At 70.8% G+C, this 20,735-nt stretch carries 17 protein-coding genes and 1 riboswitch; all 17 genes read left to right on the top strand.

Annotation, left to right across the window (positions count from 1 at the left end):
- The first annotated feature begins 24 nt into the window (after window positions 1-24).
- The 17 genes from WA967_RS11905 to WA967_RS11825 all read left to right on the top strand — a co-directional run bounded on the left by WA967_RS11905 (window position 25) and on the right by WA967_RS11825 (window position 20,304).
- Window positions 25-1,428 carry a GntP family permease gene (locus tag WA967_RS11905; protein WP_424422790.1) on the top strand — a complete coding sequence of 468 codons (1,404 nt, stop codon included), beginning with the start codon at window positions 25-27 and terminating at the stop codon, window positions 1,426-1,428.
- A gap of 64 nt (window positions 1,429-1,492) precedes the next feature.
- Window positions 1,493-2,542 (top strand): phenylalanine--tRNA ligase subunit alpha, encoded by a 1,050-nt coding sequence (gene pheS, locus WA967_RS11900; protein ID WP_424422787.1) that lies wholly within the window; start codon window positions 1,493-1,495, stop codon window positions 2,540-2,542.
- Window positions 2,542-5,046: a phenylalanine--tRNA ligase subunit beta gene (gene pheT / locus WA967_RS11895; protein ID WP_424422784.1), complete on the top strand. Its 2,505-nt coding sequence runs from the start codon at window positions 2,542-2,544 to the stop codon at window positions 5,044-5,046. The genes pheS and pheT overlap by 1 nt, the downstream gene beginning before the upstream one ends.
- A gap of 118 nt (window positions 5,047-5,164) precedes the next feature.
- Window positions 5,165-5,593 (top strand): cupin domain-containing protein, encoded by a 429-nt coding sequence (locus tag WA967_RS11890; RefSeq protein ID WP_424422782.1) that lies wholly within the window; start codon window positions 5,165-5,167, stop codon window positions 5,591-5,593.
- A gap of 85 nt (window positions 5,594-5,678) precedes the next feature.
- Window positions 5,679-6,659 carry an NAD-dependent epimerase/dehydratase family protein gene (locus tag WA967_RS11885; protein ID WP_424422780.1) on the top strand — a complete coding sequence of 327 codons (981 nt, stop codon included), beginning with the start codon at window positions 5,679-5,681 and terminating at the stop codon, window positions 6,657-6,659.
- A gap of 27 nt (window positions 6,660-6,686) precedes the next feature.
- Window positions 6,687-6,780: riboswitch (TPP riboswitch) on the top strand.
- Window positions 6,772-7,617 carry a hydroxyethylthiazole kinase gene (gene thiM / locus WA967_RS11880; RefSeq protein WP_424422777.1) on the top strand — a complete coding sequence of 282 codons (846 nt, stop codon included), beginning with the start codon at window positions 6,772-6,774 and terminating at the stop codon, window positions 7,615-7,617. (Overlaps the previous riboswitch by 9 nt.)
- Window positions 7,614-9,734 carry a bifunctional hydroxymethylpyrimidine kinase/phosphomethylpyrimidine kinase gene (locus WA967_RS11875; protein ID WP_424422775.1) on the top strand — a complete coding sequence of 707 codons (2,121 nt, stop codon included), beginning with the start codon at window positions 7,614-7,616 and terminating at the stop codon, window positions 9,732-9,734. The genes thiM and WA967_RS11875 overlap by 4 nt, the downstream gene beginning before the upstream one ends.
- A 263-nt stretch (window positions 9,735-9,997) precedes the next feature.
- Window positions 9,998-11,050 (top strand): N-acetyl-gamma-glutamyl-phosphate reductase, encoded by a 1,053-nt coding sequence (gene argC, locus WA967_RS11870; protein WP_424422772.1) that lies wholly within the window; start codon window positions 9,998-10,000, stop codon window positions 11,048-11,050.
- Window positions 11,047-12,204, top strand: coding sequence for a bifunctional glutamate N-acetyltransferase/amino-acid acetyltransferase ArgJ (argJ, locus tag WA967_RS11865; RefSeq protein ID WP_424422769.1), 1,158 nt, complete (start codon window positions 11,047-11,049; stop codon window positions 12,202-12,204). The genes argC and argJ overlap by 4 nt, the downstream gene beginning before the upstream one ends.
- Window positions 12,201-13,100: an acetylglutamate kinase gene (argB, locus tag WA967_RS11860; protein WP_424422766.1), complete on the top strand. Its 900-nt coding sequence runs from the start codon at window positions 12,201-12,203 to the stop codon at window positions 13,098-13,100. The genes argJ and argB overlap by 4 nt, the downstream gene beginning before the upstream one ends.
- A complete protein-coding gene (locus WA967_RS11855; protein ID WP_424422764.1) occupies window positions 13,097-14,320 on the top strand; it encodes an acetylornithine transaminase in 1,224 nt (407 codons plus the stop codon). The genes argB and WA967_RS11855 overlap by 4 nt, the downstream gene beginning before the upstream one ends.
- Window positions 14,317-15,252, top strand: coding sequence for an ornithine carbamoyltransferase (argF, locus tag WA967_RS11850; protein WP_424422761.1), 936 nt, complete (start codon window positions 14,317-14,319; stop codon window positions 15,250-15,252). Before WA967_RS11855 ends, argF begins: the two co-directional genes overlap by 4 nt.
- Window positions 15,249-16,673 carry an argininosuccinate lyase gene (gene argH, locus WA967_RS11845; RefSeq protein WP_424422758.1) on the top strand — a complete coding sequence of 475 codons (1,425 nt, stop codon included), beginning with the start codon at window positions 15,249-15,251 and terminating at the stop codon, window positions 16,671-16,673. The genes argF and argH overlap by 4 nt, the downstream gene beginning before the upstream one ends.
- A gap of 73 nt (window positions 16,674-16,746) precedes the next feature.
- The gene (locus tag WA967_RS11840; RefSeq protein WP_424422756.1) at window positions 16,747-17,391 is read left to right on the top strand and encodes a SatD family protein; all 645 of its coding nucleotides are present in this window, start codon (window positions 16,747-16,749) and stop codon (window positions 17,389-17,391) included.
- Window positions 17,388-18,137 carry a hypothetical protein gene (locus tag WA967_RS11835; protein ID WP_424422754.1) on the top strand — a complete coding sequence of 250 codons (750 nt, stop codon included), beginning with the start codon at window positions 17,388-17,390 and terminating at the stop codon, window positions 18,135-18,137. Before WA967_RS11840 ends, WA967_RS11835 begins: the two co-directional genes overlap by 4 nt.
- A 28-nt stretch (window positions 18,138-18,165) precedes the next feature.
- On the top strand, window positions 18,166-19,467 hold the full coding sequence (gene tyrS / locus WA967_RS11830; RefSeq protein WP_424422751.1) for a tyrosine--tRNA ligase: 1,302 nt from the start codon (window positions 18,166-18,168) through the stop codon (window positions 19,465-19,467).
- A 3-nt stretch (window positions 19,468-19,470) separates the two neighbouring features.
- Window positions 19,471-20,304 (top strand): DUF4184 family protein, encoded by an 834-nt coding sequence (locus WA967_RS11825; protein WP_424422748.1) that lies wholly within the window; start codon window positions 19,471-19,473, stop codon window positions 20,302-20,304.
- The last annotated feature ends 431 nt before the right edge of the window (window positions 20,305-20,735 follow it).

The raw sequence follows: 20,735 nt of genomic DNA, 5'->3' as shown, positions 1-20,735 counted from the left end.
GAGCCGCACGGAAGGAGTCCGAGAATGCATCTGCTCTCACACGCGGCACCGCTCCTGAACGGGGTGCTCGCCGCGGATCCGGTCAGACCGGCGGCGGGCACGGCCCAGCTGATCATCGCCGCCGTCATCTCCATCGCCCTCATCATCGTGCTGATCGTCTGGGTGAAGATGCACCCGTTCTTCGCCCTGATGCTCGGCGCGGCGGTCATGGCGGTCGCCGCCAACATGGGCTTCGCCCAGGCCTTCACCTCGTTCTCCGCAGGCCTGGGTTCCACCGTCGGCGGTGTGGGCGTCCTGATCGTGCTGGGCGCCGTGATCGGCAGATTCCTCACCGAGTCCGGCGGAGCCGATGAGATCGTCGACACGATCCTGTCCAAGACCCCGGCGGCCAAGCTCGCGTGGGCGATGGCGCTCGCGGCGTTCATCGTCGGCATCCCGCTGTTCTTCGAGGTCGGCGTCGTGCTGCTGATCCCGATCGTCATGCTGGTGGCCAAGCGCGCCAAGCTCCCCGTCATCCTCATCGGCATCCCGGCGCTGGCAGGCCTGTCCGCCCTGCACGGTCTGGTGCCGCCGCACCCCGGGCCTTTGATCGCCATCGGCGCGCTGAAGGCCGACATCGGCATCACCCTCGGCCTGGGCCTGCTGGTCGCCATCCCGACGGTCATCATCGCCGGTCCTGTGCTGGCGCGGCCCATGGCGCGCTGGGTGCCGGTGATGGCGCCCGACACGCTGATCGTCTCCAGCGGCGAGAACAAGGGCAAGCGGCCGGCGTTCGGCGTCGCGCTGTCGGTCGTACTGCTGCCGGTCGTGCTCATGCTGCTGATGACGGTCGTCGACTCGCTGAAGATCGGAGACACGGTGATCGGCCAGATCCTGGTCTTCATCGGAACCCCGCTGCAGGCCCTGCTGATCACCTCGCTGTACGCGATGGTCGTGCTGGGCACCGCCCTCGGGCGCAGCATGCGCGAGGTCTCCACCATCACCGGCGACGCGTTCGGCCCGATCGCCTCGATCCTGCTGATCGTGGGCGCCGGCGGCGGCTTCAAGCAGACGCTGGTCGACTCCGGCGTCGGCGCGGTGATCGGAAACGGCATCGCCGGATCCGGGATGCCGCTGCTGCTGGCCGGCTGGCTCGTGGCGGTCGTCATCCGCCTGGCCACGGGCTCCGCCACGGTGGCCACCATCACGGCGGCCGGCATCATGGCCCCGCTGGTCGGCGACCTGTCGAGCACCCACGTCGCGCTGATGGTGCTCGCCATCGGCGCCGGGTCCGTGTTCCTCTCGCATGTCAACGACGCCGGCTTCTGGCTGGTGAAGGAGTACTTCGGCCTGACCGTCGGGCAGACCTTCAAGACCTGGAGCCTCATGGAGTGCGCGGTCTCGGTCGTCGGCCTCGCCGGGGTCCTGCTGCTGGGCCTGGTCGTCTGACGCACGTCGTCGCGGAGTTCACCGGCGCGGGGGCCCAGCTCCCGCGCCGGTAGACTCTGTACTCGTGTCCGACACTCCCGAAACCCCCCAGATCACGCCAGAGGCGGTGGAATCCGCCGTCGCCGCCGCACTGGATGCGATCGGCGCGGCATCCGACACCGCCGAGCTGAAGGCCGCGCGCGCCGCGCACGTCGCCGAGGGCTCGCCCCTCGCGGTGCTGAACGCATCGATGCGACAGGTCGCCCCCGAGCACAAGGCCGCCTTCGGCAAGCTCATCGGACAGGGACGAGGCCGCGTCACCCAGGCGCTCGCCGCCAAGGAGGCCGAGCTGGCCGCGGCCGAGACCGCAGCCCGGCTCGAGGCCGAGCGCGTGGACATCACGGCGATCGCGCGGCGCTCGCGGGTGGGCGCACGGCATCCGCTCACCGTGATGCAGGAGCAGATCAGCGACATCTTCGTCGGAATGGGCTGGGAGATCGCGGAGGGCCCCGAGCTCGAGCACGAGTGGTTCAACTTCGACGCGCTGAACTTCGACGAGGATCACCCCGCTCGCCAGGAGCAGGACACCTTCTACGTCGACCCCTCGTCGCGCCACCTCGTCATGCGCACGCACACCAGCCCCGTGCAGGTGCGCTCCATGCTCGAGCGCGAGGTGCCGATCTACGTGCTGTGCCCGGGCCGCGTGTACCGCACCGACGAGTTCGACGCCACGCACCTGCCCGTATTCACCCAGTTCGAGGGACTGGTCGTCGACAAGGGCATCACCATGGCGCACCTGAAGGGCACGCTCGACCACGTCGCCCGGCAGATGTTCGGACCCGAGGCGAAGACCCGGTTCCGCACCAACTACTTCCCTTTCACCGAGCCCTCGGCGGAGCTCGACCTGTGGCATCCGACCTTCAAGGGCGGCGCGCGCTGGATCGAGTGGGGCGGATGCGGCATGGTCAACCCCAACGTGCTGCGTGCGGCGGGGATCGACCCCGAGGTGTACAGCGGCTTCGCGTTCGGCATGGGCGTCGAGCGCGCCCTGATGTTCCGCAGCGACGTCAAGGACATGCGCGACATGGCCGAGGGCGATATCCGATTCAGCGAGCAGTTCGGGATGGTGGTGTGATGCGCGTTCCGATCTCCTGGCTTCGCGAGTACGTCGAGGTCGCAGAGGACGTCACGCCGGAGGATGTGCTGGCGTCGTTCGTGTCGGTGGGCTTCGAGGAGGAGGACGTCCACCGCTTCGAGATCTCGGGGCCGGTGGTCGTCGGGCAGGTGCTCGAGTTCGTCTCCGAGCCGCAGAAGAACGGCAAGACCATCAACTGGTGCCAGGTGGACGTCGGCGAGGCGAACGGCGGCATCCGCGGCATCGTCTGCGGCGCGCACAATTTCGCGGCCGGAGACAAGGTCGTCGTGACCCTGCCCGGCGCCGTGCTGCCCGGGCCGTTCCCCATCGCCGCCCGCAAGACCTACGGCCACGTCTCCGACGGCATGATCGCCTCGGCCCGCGAGCTGGGCCTGGGCGACGAGCACGACGGCATCATCGTGCTGTCGACGCTGGGGCTCGACCCCGAGGTGGGATCGGATGCCATCGCGCTGCTGCACCTGAATGATTTCGCCGTCGACATCAACGTCACGCCCGACCGCGGGTACGCGTTCTCCCTGCGCGGCGCGGCCCGGGAGTACTCGCACGCGACCGGCGGCGTCTTCCGCGACCCGGCCGAGCGCGACTTCGCCGAGCTGCAGCCCGGCACTGGGTTCTCGGTCACGGTCGACGACCGCAGTCCGATCCGCGGCAACGCGGGCGCCCGCGAGTTCGTCGCGCGCGTGGTGCGGAACGTGGACCCGTCGCGTCCCACCCCGCCGTGGATGATCGCGCGGCTGGTGCTGGCCGGGATGCGCTCGCTGGGCGTGCTCATCGACATCACCAACTACGTGATGCTGGAGCTCGGCAACCCGATCCACGGCTACGACCTCGACAAGCTGCAGGGCGGCATCACCGTGCGCCGTGCGACCGAGGGCGAGCGGATGACCACGCTGGACGGCCAGGATCGTGCACTGCACACCGAGGATCTGCTGATCACCGACGACTCCGGCCCCATCGGGCTTGCGGGCGTGATGGGCGGCGGCACCACTGAGATGTCGTCCACCACCCGCAACGTGCTGATCGAGGCAGCGACCTTCGACCCGGTGACCATCGCGCGCTCGGCCCGTCGGCACAAGCTGCCCAGCGAGGCGTCCAAGCGCTTCGAGCGTGGCGTCGACCCGCTGATCCCGTTCGTGGCGGCCCGCCGCGTGGCCGACCTGATGGTCGAGCTGGCCGGCGGCGAGCTGACCGACGAGGGCGGTGCGCTGTTCTCCGAGGTTCAGATCGCCGGCATCGACCTGCCCCGCGGCTTCACGCAGGGCGTGATCGGCGTCGACTACACCGACGATGAGGTCTCGGGCGCGCTGGAGATGATCGGCGCCGAGGTGACGGCGACGGATGCCGGATGGTTCGTCATCCCGCCGAGCTGGCGCCCCGACCTCACGGACAAGTGGACGCTCGTGGAGGAGGTCGCCCGCATCCACGGGCTGGACCGCATCCCGTCCGTGCTGCCCACCCCGCCGTCCGGTCGCGGCTACACTCTGCTGCAGCAGGGCCGCAAGCGCGTCGCAGATGCCCTGGCCGCAGCAGGACTCGTGGAGACCATCGCCTTCCCGTTCACGAGCGAGGAGCAGAACGACCTGCATGGCTCCGCCTCGGGGGAGCACGTGCCCAGCATCCGGCTGGCCAACGCGCTCGACGGCCAGGCGCCGTACCTGCGGCGCTCGCTGCTGCCGGGTCTGCTGCAGACCGCGCACCGCAACATCTCGCGCGGGCTGGTCGATCTGTCGATCTTCGAGACCGGCGTCGTGTTCCTGCCCGACGAGGGCGTGGTCTACGGCACCGACTTCGTGCCGCCGCTGGCGCAGCGTCCGAGCGATGAGGTGCTCGCGCAGCTGAACGCGTCCATCCCGCCGCAGGCGCGCCACATCGCAGCCCTGCTGACCGGGCACATCACCCCGCGCCAGCCCGGCCACGCGGCCGTGAACGCGGGCCTGGGCGACGCGCTCGACGCCGTGCGCGTGATCGCCGTCGCCGCGGGCGTGGACATCGAGGTGACGCAGACGCAGCGCGCGGCGCTGCATCCGGGCCGTGCCGGCTCGCTGACCGTGGCCGGCGAGGAGATCGGGTACGTCGGCGAGCTGCATCCGCAGGTGTCGGCGGATGCCGATCTGCCCGGCCGTGCTGTGGTGCTGGAGCTGGATCTGGACCGCCTGCTGACGCTGGCGGGAGAGCGGGTGACGGTGGCCGCGCTCTCGACCTTCCCCGCTGCCACGCAGGACGTCTCACTGGTCGTGGGCGTCGAGGTGCCGGCAGCCGACGTGCGCGCCGCGCTCGTCGACGGCTCGGGCGACCTGCTGGAGTCCGCGACGCTGGTCGACGACTACCGCGGCGACGGCCTGGATGCGGGGCTCAAGAGCCTCAGCTTCGCGCTTCGGTTCCGGGCATCCGACCGCACGCTCACCGCCGCCGAGGCCACCGAGGCGAAGCTCGCCGGCGTCGCCGTGGCCGCCGAGCACTTCGGCGCTCACATCCGCGACTGACCTCTGGCGCCGGGACCCCTCCCTGCCGTCGGGACCCCTCAGGGGTGACGCGGGTGCGGAGGGGCTGCGGCACTGCGGAGGGGTTTCGGCGTGCGCCCACCCGCGTACGCTCGGCACCATGAGCGAATACCAGGTGACGCAGGTCGGGGCACTGGACCAGTGGCGGGAGTTCTACGGCGGGTTCGCCCCGGCGACCTCCCGCGACGGTCGGCGGGTGGTCGATCACGAGTTGAGCATGCAATACATCGGCATGACGGCGAATGCCCTGAAGCCCGGTGAGGAGGCCGGTTACTGGCACACCCACTCCCGCATGGAGGAGCTGTACGTGTTTCTCCAGGGGCGCGGGCAGATGGGGCTCGACGACGAGGTCGTCGACGTGCAGGCCGGCACCGTCGTGCGGGTCGGACAGGGCGTCTGGCGCACCTGGCGCGCGCACCCCGACGGCGACGGCGAGCTGCGCTGGCTGTGCATTCGCGCCGGCGGCGAGCAGCTGCCGCACAACCCCGACGACGGCACCCGCGACACCGAGCGGCCGATGCCGTGGTGAGCGCGACGGCCTGATCCGCGACGGCCTGGTCCGCTGAGAGCGGAAGCGCTACCGATCCGCGCTGCGACCTGTTGTCATGGTCGACATGACTGACGTGCTGGTGCTGGGCGGAACAGGATGGCTCTCGGAGCGGATCGCCAGGCGCTGGCGGGATGCCGGTGCGCGCGTCACATGCCTGGCCAGGGGCGGCAGGCCGTCGCCGGACGGCACCGTGCTGCTGCGCGGGGACCGCGATGATCCCGACGTCTACGAGCAGCTGCGCGCGCAGCACTGGGACGAGGTGATCGACGTCTCGCGTCACGCGAAGCAGGTGCGCGCGGCCGTGGCCGCGCTCGGCGGCAGCACAGACCACTTCACGTACGTCTCGTCGGTGTCGGTCTACGCCGACGAGACGACTCTCGCGCAGGACGAGTCCGCGCCTCTGCACGAGCCCGCGCAGGACGGCGACGAGTACGAGTACGCCGCGCAGAAGGTCGCCGCCGAGCAGGCCGTGCGGATGCTGGGGGAGCGGGCGTTCATCGTGCGCCCCGGACTCATCGTCGGCGACGGCGACCCCAGCGACAGGTTCGGGTACTGGGCTGCGGCGTTCGCGCGAGCGGGCTCCGAACCGGTGCTCACCCCGACCGCCGAGGGGCGTTTCGTGCAGATCATCGACGTCGACGACCTCGCGGCGTACGTCACCGCGGAGTTGCGGGACGGCACGGTCAACGCCACCGGCGACGTGCGGGCGTTCGCCGATGTGATGGCGTCCGTCCGCGAGGCCGCCGGCCACACCGGCGAGATCGTCGAGGTCGATGACGAGTGGCTCGTGCAGCAGGGCGTGCAGTACTGGACGGGGGAGCGGTCGCTTCCGCTGTGGGTGCCCGACGCCATGCGGGGCTTCATGCGCCGCGAGAACGACGCGTACCGGGCATCCGGCGGCACGTTCACTCCGTTGGACGCCACCGTCCGCGCGGTGCTCGACGACGAGCGCGCTCGCGGCCTGGACCGGGAGCGCGGCGCCGGCCTCGATCGCGCGGACGAGCTCGAGCTGCTCGGCCGGCTGTCGCGGTCACGCGCGGACTGACACCTCGGGAGTCTCGGTAGACTCGCCGACAGTGACACGGGGTGCCGCATCCGCGGCTGAGAACACACCCGTCGAACCTGATCTAGTTCGTACTAGCGAAGGGATGTCGCGCATGAGCGATACTCTGCCCACCCAGTCCACCGGCGTCGCCACCGCAGCGGCTGAGCTTCTGAGGGGTCTGCGCGCGGCGCCGCCCCTCACTCACAGCATCACCAACACGGTCGTCACCGGCTTCACCGCCAACGTGCTGCTCGCCCTCGGCGCGGCACCCGCCATGGTCGACATCACCGGCGAGGCGGGGATGTTCGCCGCAGTGGCATCCGGGGTGCTGATCAACCTCGGCACGCCGACGCCCGAACAGCGCCAGGCGGCCCGCGAGGCCGCGGCCGGCGCGACGGATGCCGGCACGCCCTGGGTGCTCGACCCGGTCGCGATCGGCGTGCTGCCGGTGCGGACTCGGCTCGCGCACGAGCTCGCAGCGCTGCGCCCCACCGCGATCCGTGGGAACGCCTCCGAGATCCTCGCGCTGGCGGGCCTGAGCACCGGCGGTCGCGGAGTGGACGCCACCGACGAGCCCGAGGCGGCACGGGACGCTGCGCGCGCCCTGGCGGCCCGGCACGGCAGCGTGGTCGCGGTCTCCGGTGCCGTCGACCTCATCACCGACGGCACGAGGATCATCCGCATCGCCAACGGCAGCGCGCTGCTCACCCGCGTCACCGGCGGCGGCTGCGCCCTCGGGTCCGTGATGGCGGCCTTCCTCGGCACTGCCCGGGGCACTGGCATCCCGGCGCTGGATGCCGTCGCCGCGGCGACCCTGGTCTACACGCTGGCGGCCGAGCACGCCGCGCGCGCCGCCGACGGTCCGGGCAGCTTCGCCGTCGCCCTGCTGGATGCGCTCGCGGCCATCGAGCCCGAGGACATCGCACCCGAGGCGCACGTCGAGGAGCGCGCACTGTGAGCGCCGACCTGTCGGTGCACCTCGTCACCGACCCGCACCTGTGCGGGGAGCGCGGGGTCGTCGAGACCGTGCGCCAGGCTGTCTCAGGCGGCGCCACCGTCGTGCAGCTGCGCGACAAGCATGCCGCCGACGCGGCCGTGGTCGACCAGCTCATCGCACTGTCCGAGGTCATCGCCGGGCGCGCGCTGCTGGTGGCCGACGACCGCGTGGGTGCCGTGCTCGAGGCGCGCCGTCGCGGCGCGCGGGTCGACGGCGTGCACGTCGGGCAGTCCGACCTCCCGGTCACCGAGGCCCGGCGCCTGCTGGGTCCGGGTGCGCTGATCGGGCTCACCGCCAACACGCCGGAGCACCTGGAGACCCTCCGCACGCTGCCCGAGGGCACCGTGGACTACATCGGCGTCGGCGTGATCCACCCGACCTCCACCAAGCCGGACCATCCGCCGGCACTGGGGGTGGACGGCTTCCGTGCGCTCGCAGCCGCCAGCCCTGTGCCGGCCGTGGCCATCGGCGGGATCGGGCTGGCGGACGTCGAGGCACTGCGGGATGCCGGTGCCGCAGGTGTCGCCGTGGTCTCCGCGATCTGCGCGGCAGACGACGCCCGTGCCGCCGCCGCGGAGTTCCGCCGCCGCTGGACCGGACGCATCGCCCCGCGCGTGCTGAGCATCGCCGGCAGTGATCCGTCCGGCGGCGCCGGCATCCAGGCCGACCTCAAGTCCATCGCCGCGAACGGCGGCTACGGCATGGCCGCCATCACCGCGCTCACCGCGCAGAACACGCGGGGCGTGCGCGACGTGCACGTGCCGCCGGCGTCGTTCCTGCGCGTCCAGCTCGAGGCGCTCTCCGACGACGTCGTCATCGACGCGGTGAAGATCGGGATGCTGGCGAACGCCGAGGTCATCCGCACCGTCGCCGACTGGCTGCGCGCGCATCGACCGGCGACGGTCGTGCTGGACCCGGTCATGGTCGCCACCAGCGGCGACAGGCTGCTGGATGCGGATGCCGAGCAGGCCCTGCGCGAGCTGCTGCCGCTCGCCGACGCGATCACTCCGAACCTGCCCGAGCTGGCCGTGCTCGCCGGCGAGGACCTCGCCGCCGACTGGCCTGCCGCACTCGCTCAGGCGCAGCGGCTGGCATCCTCCATCGGCGCGCTGGTGCTCGCCAAGGGCGGCCACCTCGATGCCCACGACGCACCCGACGCGCTGGTCGGCGCCGAGGGCGTGATCGTCGAGCTCACAGGCTCCCGCATCGACACCGGGAACACGCACGGCACCGGATGCTCGTTGTCGTCGGGGCTCGCGACCCGCCGCGCCGCCGGTGCGGACTGGCCGCAGGCCGTCGGAGAGGCCCGCGCCTGGCTGCGGGAGTCCCTGCGGGCCTCCGGTGCACTCGACGTGGGGCGCGGACACGGTCCGGTCAGCCATTTCGCCGGCCTCTGGGCCCGTGGCGGGATCGCCACCGCTCCCACCCCCGACGAGGTCGCCGCGGACTGGTGGGGGCGCATCGCCGGCATCCGATCGGCCATCGACGGGCTGCCGTTCATCCGCGCGCTGGCGGACGGCACGCTCGGCCGGGACGCCTTCGTGTTCTACCTCGCCCAGGACGCGCTGTACCTGCGCGAGTACGCGCGCGTGCTGGGCGCGGCATCCGCTCTGGCGCCCTCCTCCGAGGAGCAGGCGTTCTGGGCGCAGGGCGCGCAGGGAGCCATCGCCGGCGAGTTGGAGCTGCACGCCTCCTGGCTCGGCGCTGACGGCGTGTTCGATGCCTCCCCGGGACCTGTCACCACCGCATATCTCGATCACCTGCGTGCGGTGGCGTTCGGTGGCGACTACGCCGAGCTCATCGCCGCCGTGCTGCCCTGCTACTGGCTGTACGCCGACCTCGGACGGCGGTTGCACGCGGGGGAGTTCGGCGCCCTGGCGCTGGACCCCCGGCATCCGTACGCCGCGTGGCTGGCCACCTACGCCGACCCGGCGTTCGCCGAGGCGAACCGCCGCGCCATCGACGTCGTCACTCGTGCGGCATCCGCCGCCGATGATCAGGTCCGAGCCCGCATGAGAGCGGCGTTCATCCGCTCGGCGCAGCTGGAGCGAGAGTTCTTCGACGCGCCGAGCCGGTGAGCGCGGGCATGTGACGGCGTCGATTTGCGGATGCCGGGGGCATGGCGCTACTGTCGCGTCATGTCCTCGGCCCTCCTCGTTCCCGCCTCGCGGTTCCTGAACGTGCGCCGACGCCGCGACGGCCGCCGACTCTAGGCGACCCCGCACAGCCCGTTCCGCCATGGTTCGAGGCCGGAGTGGGAGTCGCCGCCCCGGTCCCTCTCAGGCCCGGCCACCCGTGACTCACAGCGGGCCGAGCACACCCCGACCGTTAAGGTAGAACCATGACGTACTCCGTCGCCGTCTCCGGCGCATCAGGCTATGCGGGAGGCGAGATCCTGCGGCTCCTCGCGGCCCATCCCGACATCGAGATCCGCACCGTCACCGCGCACTCCAACGCGGGTCAGCCCTTGGTGGATCATCAGCCGCACCTGCGCTCGCTCGCGCATCTGACGCTGCAGGACACCACTCCCGAGATCCTGGCCGGGCATGACATCGTCTTCCTCGCTCTGCCGCACGGGCAGTCCGGGCAGTACACCGACGCGCTGGGCGATGTGCCGCTGGTCATCGACGCCGGTGCCGACCATCGCCTGACATCCCAGGACTCCTGGGATGCCTTCTACGGCGGCGACTTCCACGAGCCGTGGGCCTACGGCGTGCCCGAGCTGCTCGTGGGCGGCGTCAAGCAGCGCGAGAACCTGCGCGGCGCCACCCGCATCGCGGCCCCCGGTTGCAACGCCTCCACCGTGAGCCTCAGCCTGGCCCCCGGCGTCGCGGCGGGCGTCGTCGACCCGTCCGACATCGTCAGCGTCCTGGCCGTCGGCCCCTCGGGCGCGGGCAAGAGTCTGAAGCCGCACCTGCTGGGCAGCGAGCTGCTGGGCACCGCCAATCCTTACGCGGTCGGCGGCACGCACCGGCACATCCCCGAGATCCGGCAGGCGCTCGCGGCCGCCACGGGCACCGGCATCGACGGCATCCGCGTGTCCTTCACCCCGGTCATCGTGCCGATGTCCCGCGGCATCCTGGCCACCTCCTCCGCGCCCATCGCCGCAGGTGTCACCGATGCGCAGATCCGTGACGCGTGGGAGTCCGCCTACGCCGCGGAGACCTTCGTGCAGCTGCTGCCCGCGGGCCGCTTCCCCCGCACCGCCGACGTCCTGGGGGCCAACACGGCACTCATGGGCCTGGCCATCGACCGCGCGGCGAACCGCGTGATCGTGGTGACCGCCGTCGACAATCTCGTCAAGGGGACCGCCGGCGCCGCCGTGCAGTCCATGAACCTCGCGCTGGGCCTCCCCGAGGACCGCGCCCTCACAGTGAACGGAGTCGCGCCGTGACCGTCACCGCGCCCCAGGGATTCGAAGCAGCAGGAGTCGCCGTCGGCCTGAAGACCACGGGGAAGCCCGACGTGGCCGTCGTCGTCAACCGCGGTCCCCGCAAGGTCGGCGCGGCGGTGTTCACCAGCAACCGGGCCAAGGCCAACCCCATCATGTGGTCGCAGCAGGTCATCGCCGACCACACGGTCGAGGCGATCGTGCTCAACTCCGGCGGGGCCAACTGCTTCACCGGCTCGTTCGGGTTCCAGACCACGCACCAGACCGCCGAGAAGGCCGCCGAGCTGCTGGGCGTGAGCGCCGCCGACATCCTGGTGTGCTCCACCGGCCTCATCGGCAGCGGCGACGAGGTCTTCCGAGGCAAGGTGCTGGACGGCGTCGAGAAGGGCATCGCGAGCCTCAGCACCGACGGCGGCCAGTTCGCGGCCGAGGCCATCATGACCACCGACACGGTCTCGAAGACCGCTGTGGCAGGCCAGGACGGCTGGACCATCGGCGCCATGGCCAAGGGCGCGGGCATGCTCGCGCCGGGCCTGGCCACCATGCTGGTCGTCATCACCACGGATGCCGATCTCGAGGCGGCGGAGGCGGATGCCGCGCTGCGCGCCGCCACGAACGTGAGCTTCGACCGGCTCGACTCCGACGGCTGCATGTCCACCAATGACCAGGTCTCGCTCCTGGTCAGCGGCGCCAGCGGCATCCGCCCCGACCTGGACGCCTTCACGGCCGCTCTCAAGGGCCTGTGCGGAGAACTGGCGAAGAAGCTGCAGGGGGATGCCGAGGGCGCCAGCCACGACATCACCATCGAGGTCGCCCACGCCGCCACCGAGGCGGAGGCCGTGGAGGTGGGGCGCTCGGTGGCCCGCAACAACCTGTTCAAGGCTGCCATCTTCGGCAACGACCCCAACTGGGGCCGCGTCCTGGCGGCCATCGGCACCACCAGCGCGCAGTTCGACCCCTACGACGTGGACGTGTTCATGAACGACGTGCGGGTCTGCTCGCAGGGCGGTCCTGACCGCCCGCGCGAGGAGGTCGACCTCACCCCGCGGGCCACGCACCTGCTCATCGACCTGAAGGTCGGCGACGCCACCGCGACCATCCTCACCAACGACCTCACCCACGACTACGTGCACGAGAACAGCGCGTACGCCTCATGACGGATCTGCAGGAGACCGCACCTGAGGAGGCCGCCTACAAGGCCGCCACCCTCATCGAGTCGCTGCCGTGGCTGAAGAGGTTCCGCGACCAGATCGTCGTGGTGAAGTTCGGCGGCAACGCCATGGTCAGCGATGAGCTGCAGGATGCGTTCGCGCAGGACATCGCCTACCTGCGGTACGTGGGCGTGCAGCCCGTGGTCGTGCACGGCGGCGGCCCGCAGATCTCCACCATGCTCGACAGGCTCGACATCCCCAGCGAGTTCAAGGGCGGCTACCGCGTCACCAACACCGAGGCCATCAGCGTCGTGCGGATGGTGCTCACCGGTCAGGTCAACCCGCAGCTGGTCGGGCGGATCAACTCGCACGGCCCCATCGCGACCGGTCTCAGCGGCGAGGACGCCGGCCTGTTCGGCGGACGCCGCCGCGGTGTGGTCATCGACGGCGAGGAGGTGGACCTGGGGCGCGTCGGCGATGTCGTGCAGGTGGATCCCACCCCCGTGCTGGATCACCTGGCGGCGGGGCGCATCCCCGTGGTCTCCTCCATCGCGCCCGATCTGGATCACCCCGGTCAGTCGCTGAACGTCAACGCGGACGCCGCGGCATCAGCCCTGGCCGTCGCGCTGAATGCGCGCAAGCTGGTCATCCTCACCGACGTCCCCGGCCTGTACGCCGACTGGCCCAACCGCGACTCCCTGGTCTCGCACCTCACGGCCCACGCGCTCACGCAGATGCTGCCGTCGCTGGAGTCGGGGATGATCCCGAAGATGCGCGCCTGCCTGGATGCCGTCCAGGGCGGCGTGGACGCCGCCGCCATCATCGACGGACGGGTGCCGCACTCGGTGCTCGTCGAACTGTTCACCAGCAAGGGAATCGGCACGGAAGTGGTCGCACAATGACGGACTGGAACGACGACGCAGCACGCGATCTGATGAGCCTGGGCGGGCGCCTCGCGCTGCTCACGCACGGCGAGGGGTCGTGGGTGTGGGATGCCGATGAGAAGCGCTACCTGGACTTCCTCGGCGGCATCGCCGTGAACTGCCTCGGGCACGCGCATCCGGTGTTCGTGGATGCCGTCGCGACGCAGGCCGCCACGCTCTCGCACGTGTCGAACTACTTCGCCACACCCGGGCAGCTCGAGCTCGCCGCACGGCTGAAGCGCCTGGCCGGCACCGGGGAGGCGGGCCGCGTGTTCCTGGCGAACTCCGGCACCGAGGCCAATGAGATGGCCATCAAGCTCGCCCGCCTGCACGGTGCTCGGTTCACCGAGACGGAAGGCGCCGGGCGCACGAAGATCCTCGTCGTCGAGGGAGCCTTCCACGGCCGAACCATGGGCACGCTGTCGTTGACGCCCAAGGCCAAGTACCGCGACCCGTTCCTGCCCGCCGTGCCCGACGTGGTAACCGTGCCTCGGACCCTCGAGGGCCTGGAGGCGGCATTCGCCGCCGGGGGAGTGGCGGCCATGATCGTCGAGCCCATCCAAGGCGAGGCCGGCGTCGTGGAGCTGCCCGAGCGGTTCCTCGCCCGTGCCAGGGAGTTGGCCACGCAGCACGACGCGCTGCTGATCCTCGACGAGGTGCAGACGGGCTCCGGACGCACCGGCACGTGGTTCGCGTTCCAGCGGTTCGGGATCACGCCGGATGCCGTGACGCTCGCCAAGAGCATCGGCGCGGGCTTCCCGCTCGGCGCGCTCGTCACGTTCGGAGCCGCCAGCGACCTGTTCTACCCCGGCACTCACAATTCGACGTTCGGCGGCAACCCGCTCGCTGCCGCGGCGGCCAACGCCACCCTCGGCTACATCGAGGAGAACGATCTGCTGGCCAATGTCAACGCCCGTGGCGCTCAGCTGCGCGAGGGCGTGGAAGGCCTGCCGCTGGTGGCGGACACCCGCGGGGCGGGGCTGCTGATCGGCATCCGCCTGTCCGAGCCCGTCGCCGCGGAGGTGAGGGCGGCCGCCCACGAGCGCGGCCTGATCATCAACGCGCCCACCGAGGACGTCATCCGCATCGCCCCCGCCTACACGATCGGCGACGCCGAGGTGGCGGAGTTCCTCACCCTGTTCGCCGCGGCGCTGGACGCCGTGGCATCCGCTCACAAGACTCTGGAGACCCCCGCATGACGCGCCACCTGCTTCGCGATGACGACCTGACCCCTGCCGAGCAGAGCGAGGTGCTCGACCTCGCGGTCGAGCTGAAGAAGGACCGCTGGGCGGACAAGACCCTCGCCGGCCCGCAGTCCGTCGCCGTCATCTTCGACAAGTCCTCCACCCGCACCCGCGTGTCCTTCCATGTCGGGATCTCCGACCTGGGCGGATCGCCGCTGATCATCTCGACCGCCAACAGCCAGCTCGGCGGCAAGGAGACCCCCTCCGACACCGCCCGCGTGCTGGAGCGCCAGGTCGCCGCCATCGTGTGGCGCACCTACGCGCAGGCGGGGCTCGAGGAGATGGCCCGCGGCACGCGCGTGCCGGTCATCAACGCGCTCTCCGACGACTTCCATCCGTGCCAGCTGCTGGCCGACCTGCTCACGATCCGCGAGCACAAGGGGACGCTGGCGGGACTGACCCTGACGTTCTTCGGCGACGGGCGCAGCAACATGGCGCACTCCTACCTGCTGGCCGGCGTCACCGCGGGCATGCACGTGCGGGTGGCGGCACCTGACGAGTACGCCCCGCGTCCCGACGTCGTCGTCGACGCGGAGAAGCGCGCCGCGGAGACCGGCGGCTCGGTCACCCTGCTCACCGACCCCCGGGAGGCGGCGCTGGGCGCCGACGTCATCGTCACCGACACCTGGGTCTCGATGGGCAAGGAGGAGGAGAAGATCGAGCGGCTGCGCCACCTGGGCGGGTACAAGGTCACCACCGAGATCATGGCGCTCGCCGATCCCGAGGCCATCTTCATCCACTGCCTGCCCGCCGACCGCGGCTACGAGGTGGACTCCGAGGTCATCGACGGCCCGCAGAGCGTGGTCTGGGACGAGGCCGAGAACCGGCTGCACGCGCAGAAGGCGCTGCTGGTCTGGCTGCTGGGCAAGCAGGAGAAGGCTGCGTGACCGAGAAGCACGGGACGAACGAAGGCGCGCTCTGGGGCGCGCGCTTCGCAGCCGGACCCGCGCCGGAGCTGGCGGAGCTGAGCCGCTCCACGCAGTTCGACTGGATCCTCGCGCCCTACGACCTGGCGGGCTCGCACGCGCATGCGAAGGCGCTCGAGGCGGCCGGATACCTGGATGCCGAGCAGGCCCGCATCATGCACGCGGGCCTGGACGCACTGGCATCTCGCATCGCCGACGGCACTCTGCTGCCCGACCCGGGCGACGAGGATGTGCACGGCGCGCTGGAGAAGGCGCTCATCGCGGAGGTCGGCGCGGATGTCGGCGGACGTCTGCGTGCCGGCCGCAGCCGCAATGACCAGATCGCGACGCTGGTGCGGATGTACCTGATCGACCACGCCAGGGTCATCGCCCGCGAGCTGGTGCGCGTCATCGACGCGCTGGTCGCGCAGGCCGAGGCGCATCAGGAGGCCATCCTGCCGGGCCGCACGCACATGCAGCATGCCCAGCCCGTGCTGCTCGCCCACCACCTGCAGGCGCACGCCTGGCCGCTGGTGCGCGAGCTGGAGCGGCTGGTCGACTGGCGCCGCCGCGCAGGCGTCTCGCCCTACGGCGGGGGAGCACTGGCGGGCTCCACGCTCGGACTCGACCCGGCGCTGGTGGCCCGCGAACTGGGGCTGGACCGCCCCTCGGAGAACTCTCTCGACGGCACGGCGGCCCGCGACGTGGTGGCGGAGTTCGCCTTCATCGCTGCGATGACCGGCATCGACCTGTCGCGCCTTTGCGAGGAGATCATCCTCTGGAACACCCGCGAGTTCGGCTACGTCACCCTCGACGACGCGTACTCGACGGGCTCCAGCATCATGCCGCAGAAGAAGAACCCCGACATCGCCGAGCTCACGCGCGGCAAGTCCGGTCGCCTGATCGGCAACCTCACCGGACTGCTGGCCACGCTCAAAGGCCTGCCGCTGGCGTACAACCGCGACCTGCAGGAGGACAAGGAGCCGGTGTTCGACTCGGTCCAGACCCTCGAGGTCGTGCTGCCGGCGTTCGCGGGCATGATCGCCACGCTGCGCTTCGACACCGCCCGGATGGCGGAGCTGGCCCCGCAGGGCTTCTCTCTGGCCACGGATGTCGCCGAGTGGCTGGTGAAGCAGCGGGTGCCGTTCCGCGATGCGCACGAGATCTCGGGTTCGCTGGTGCGCGCCTGCGAGGAGCGCGGGATCGGGCTGGAGGATGCCGATGACGAGCTGCTGAGCTCGGTCTCAGAGCACCTGACGCCGGCGGTGCGCGAGGTGCTCTCCATCGAGGGCTCCGTCGCGTCGCGCACGGGTGTCGGTGGAACAGCGCCGGTGCGCGTGCGGGAGCAGCGCGCGGAGCTGGTCGAGCGCACGCAGGCGGCCGCTCGGGAGCTGGGGCTCTGACGACGCAGAGGCATATTCTCGCCTTATAACCGTCAAAGTTATATATAAAGATAATTCGTGATACGGTTATCACATGGTGGTGGCAGTGATCGCGGACATCGTCGGCTCGCGTCGGCTTCCTGACCGGTCCGAAGCCCAGCGGCTGTTCGACGAGACGATCGCGCGGGTCGACGGCGAGCATCCGCTGGCCGAGCGCGGTCTGCGCCCCACCGTCGGCGATGAGCAGCAGGGCGTCTACCGTGCGCTCGACGACGCGCTGGCCTCACTGCTGCTGCTGCAGCTGGCGCTGCCCGACGGCGCCGAGTTCCGGTTCGGCGTGGGAATCGGGCAGATCCATCCCGTCGAGTCCGAGCATCGCAGCCTCTCCGACGGCCCCGGCTGGTGGGCGGCGCGCCAGGCGATCGAGATCGCGCACGAACGCCAGCAGCGCGCCGTGCCGAGCTCCCGCACCTGGATCGTCGGTGCCCCCGGTCAGACTGAGGTGATGGACACCGAGATCGCCGTATCCAACATGTACCTGCTGGCCCGGGATGCGATCGTCACGCGCATGAGCGGGCGCGAGCGGCGGCTCGCCTACGGCCGGTTCAACGGGCTGTCCCAGCGGGCGCTCGCCGAGCAGGAGGGCATCACGCAGCCCGCGGTCTCGAAGGCGCTGCACGCCTCCGGCGCGACCGCGCTGCTGGACGGCCTGACGATGCTGATGGGCGGAGCGCGATGATCCTCGCGGGGCTCGCGCTGACCGGCATCGGGGCATCCGATCTGGTCCGACGCTTCGTGCCGCGCAGGGCGGTGCGGATCCTCGTGATCGTCCTGATTCTCGCGGTGCTGGTCGTGACGGGCGGCTTCTCCGATGCGCTCATCCCCGCGCTCGTCGCAGTGGTCCTCGGCTGCGGTTGGCTCTGGTCGATGCCGCTGGACGCCAGGGCGCGGACCTCGTTCTGGCCCGCCTTGCTGCTGGCCGGCATCGTCTTCGCGACCACCGCGCTGATGCCGGCACGAGCGCATCCCGGGATCATCGGCGAGATGTGGCATCTGCCCTCGCCCGTCGGCCGCATCGGGTTCGACGTCGCCGTCCTCGCGCTGGGCGTCGTACTGTTCGTCACGGAATCCGCCAACGCCGTCGTGCGCGCCGCCCTCGACCGCGAGGGCACCTGGCGTCCCGCCGACCTCGGCGGATCGCTGCGCGGCGGACGGCTCCGTCAGCCGCAGCCTCCCGCGACCGGCTTCCAGGGTGGGCGGCTCATCGGCCCGCTGGAGCGTCTTCTCGTGGTCGCGCTGACACTGGCATCCGCCTACTCGCTGCTGGCGGCGATGCTGGCGGCGAAGGGCATCGTCCGATTCCCGGAGATCTCCAAGGACGGCGAGACCGGGGCGCGCGCGGAGTACTTCCTGGTCGGCAGCCTGGTGAGTTGGGTGATCGCACTGGCCGGAGCGTTCCTGGTGTGGTGGGCGGCGCGCAGCTGAGCCGATTCCCGCTGATACTCTGGAGCGCGTGTCGAATACCGCTCTGACGACCGCCCCCGTGGCGCTCGATCCCACGTTCGAGAACGTGTGGGACGAGCTGCAGTGGCGCGGACTCGTCCACGTGTCCACCGATCAGGAAGCGCTGCGCGCCCTTCTCGCCGGGGACCCGATCACCTACTACTGCGGCTTCGACCCGACGGCGCCCAGCCTGCACCTGGGCAACCTCGTCCAGCTCCTGCTGCTGCGCCGCATCCAGCTGGCCGGCCACAAGCCCCTCGGCCTGGTCGGCGGTTCCACCGGGCTGATCGGCGACCCTCGGCCCACGGCCGAGCGCACACTGAACACCCGGGAGACCGTCGAGGAGTGGGTGGGCAAGCTACGCGCGCAGGTGGAGCGCTTCCTCAGCTTCGAGGGCGAGAACGCCGCGCGCATGGTCAACAACCTGGACTGGACCGCGCCGCTCTCCGCCATCGACTTCCTGCGCGAGATCGGCAAGCACTACCGTGTGGGCACCATGCTGAAGAAGGATGCCGTCAGCGCGCGGCTGAATTCGGATGCCGGGATCAGCTACACCGAGTTCAGCTACCAGATCCTGCAGGGCATGGACTTCCTCGAGCTGTACCGACAGTACGGCTGCGTGCTGCAGACCGGCGGCTCCGACCAGTGGGGCAACCTCACCAGCGGCACCGACCTCATCCACCGGGTGGAGGGCGTCTCCGCGCACGCCATCGGCACCCCGCTGATCACCAACAGCGACGGCACCAAGTTCGGCAAGAGCGAGGGCAACGCGATCTGGCTGGATGCCGACATGTGCAGCCCGTACCGGATGTACCAGTTCTGGCTCGGAACGGCGGATGCCGACGTCATCGAGCGCCTGAAGATCTTCACGTTCCTCACCAGAGCCGAGATCGAGGAGTACGCGGCGCTGGTGGAGTCGGAGCCGTTCCGTCGTGCCGCCCAGAAGCGCCTGGCCCTCGAGGTCTGCACGACCGTGCACGGTGCCGAAGCCACGGCGGCCGTCATCGCGGCATCCGAGGCGCTGTTCGGCCAGGGCGACCTGACCGCGCTCGACGCGGCCACGCTGCGCACCGCGCTGGAGGAGCTGCCCCACGCGACCATCGCCGCCGGAACGCCGGTGACCGAGGCGCTGGTGCAGACCGGACTGGTCTCGAGCGTCTCCGAGGCGCGCCGCGCGATCGCGCAGGGCGGGGTCACGCTGGACGGAGAGCGGGTGTCGGACGACACCGCCACCGTGCAGGGCTCGCTGCCCGGCGGGGTCTCGGTGCTGCGCCGCGGGAAGAAGACCCTCGCCGGCGTTCTCATCGGCTGAGTCGTGCCGTTCACGCCCAGCCACGCGGTCGTCGCTCTGCCGTTCGTCCGCACGCCGCTGGTGCCGGCGGCCGTCGCCGTCGGCGCGATGACGCCGGATCTGCCGCTGTTCCTGCGCGGCATGGGCCCGTCGTACGCGTTCACGCACTCGACGGCCAATGTCGTGTGGACGGCGCTGATCGCCCTGGTGCTGCTGGCGCTGTGGCGGATGGTCCTGCGACCCGCGTTGGTGCAGCTGGCGCCGGATGCCGTCGCCGCGAGGCTGCCGGATGCCTGGCGGCGCAGCGGTGGCGAGGCGGCTCGCGAGCTGTTCGCACCTCGCGAGCGGCCGCGTCCCGGCTCGTTCCCGGTGCTGCTGCTGGTCGTGTCGCTGCTGCTCGGCGTGCTCACGCACATCGCGTGGGACCTGTTCACTCATGAGGGTCGCTGGGGCGTCGAGGCGATCCCGGCACTGCGAGAGCAGTGGGGGCCGCTGCTCGGCTACAAGTGGCAGCAGCACGGCTCGAGCGCGATCGGCCTGGTGATCCTCGCCGTGTACGCGGTGCTGTGGCTGCGTCGCCGCGGTGTCGTGCGCCGGCCGCGGATGCTGCCCGCGTGGGTGCGCTGGGTCTGGTATCTGACGCTCCCGGCGTTCCTGATCGCGGGCTGGTTCATCGGGCTCGCGGACCTCGGTCCGCTGGGGGAGTCGCTCAGCGTGCAGCAGTTGGCGTACCGCACCCTGCCGCGGGCATCCGGACTGTGGGGGGTGTTCACCGTGCTGCTCTGCGCGGCCATCGTGCTGCTTTCGCAGCGGACAGGCTCCGCTGAATCCGAAGACTCCCGCTCCGCCGGGCAGTGAGCCGATGCGCTGGAGCGGCGGGGTCACGAGGGGCTGCGTCTGCAGCGCGGGAAATCCGATCTGACCAGCACTGAAGGACCTCATGCGGTTGTGCGACACGCCCGGGATGCGAGCCTGATTTGCCCGATCTTCGGGACCCACGTAAATTATTACCTGTTCGCCCCACAGGGTAGAGCGGAAGGCCGAAAGGTCTGGCTCCCCTCAAGCGGCGGACTGCCCTCTTTCTCTTCCACCGGCGGCGACGTTGGTGTAGGATCGAGGTTCCGGCTCCGGCCTGGCTGGTCAACAGCTCCCGGTCGTCGGGTAAGATTGTGAAGTTGCCCTTCGCGTCCTGCTTTTTTGGTGGGTGTGGGGGTGCGTCCGATCCTTGAGAACTCAACAGCGTGCACTTGTCAAATGCCAAATTATCCTCGTCCAGTCTCTTGTGGGGC

The organism is Microbacterium sp., assembly GCF_049650565.1.
GTDB lineage: Bacteria > Actinomycetota > Actinomycetes > Actinomycetales > Microbacteriaceae > Microbacterium.
This window is presented reverse-complemented; position numbering and strand designations above follow the sequence as displayed.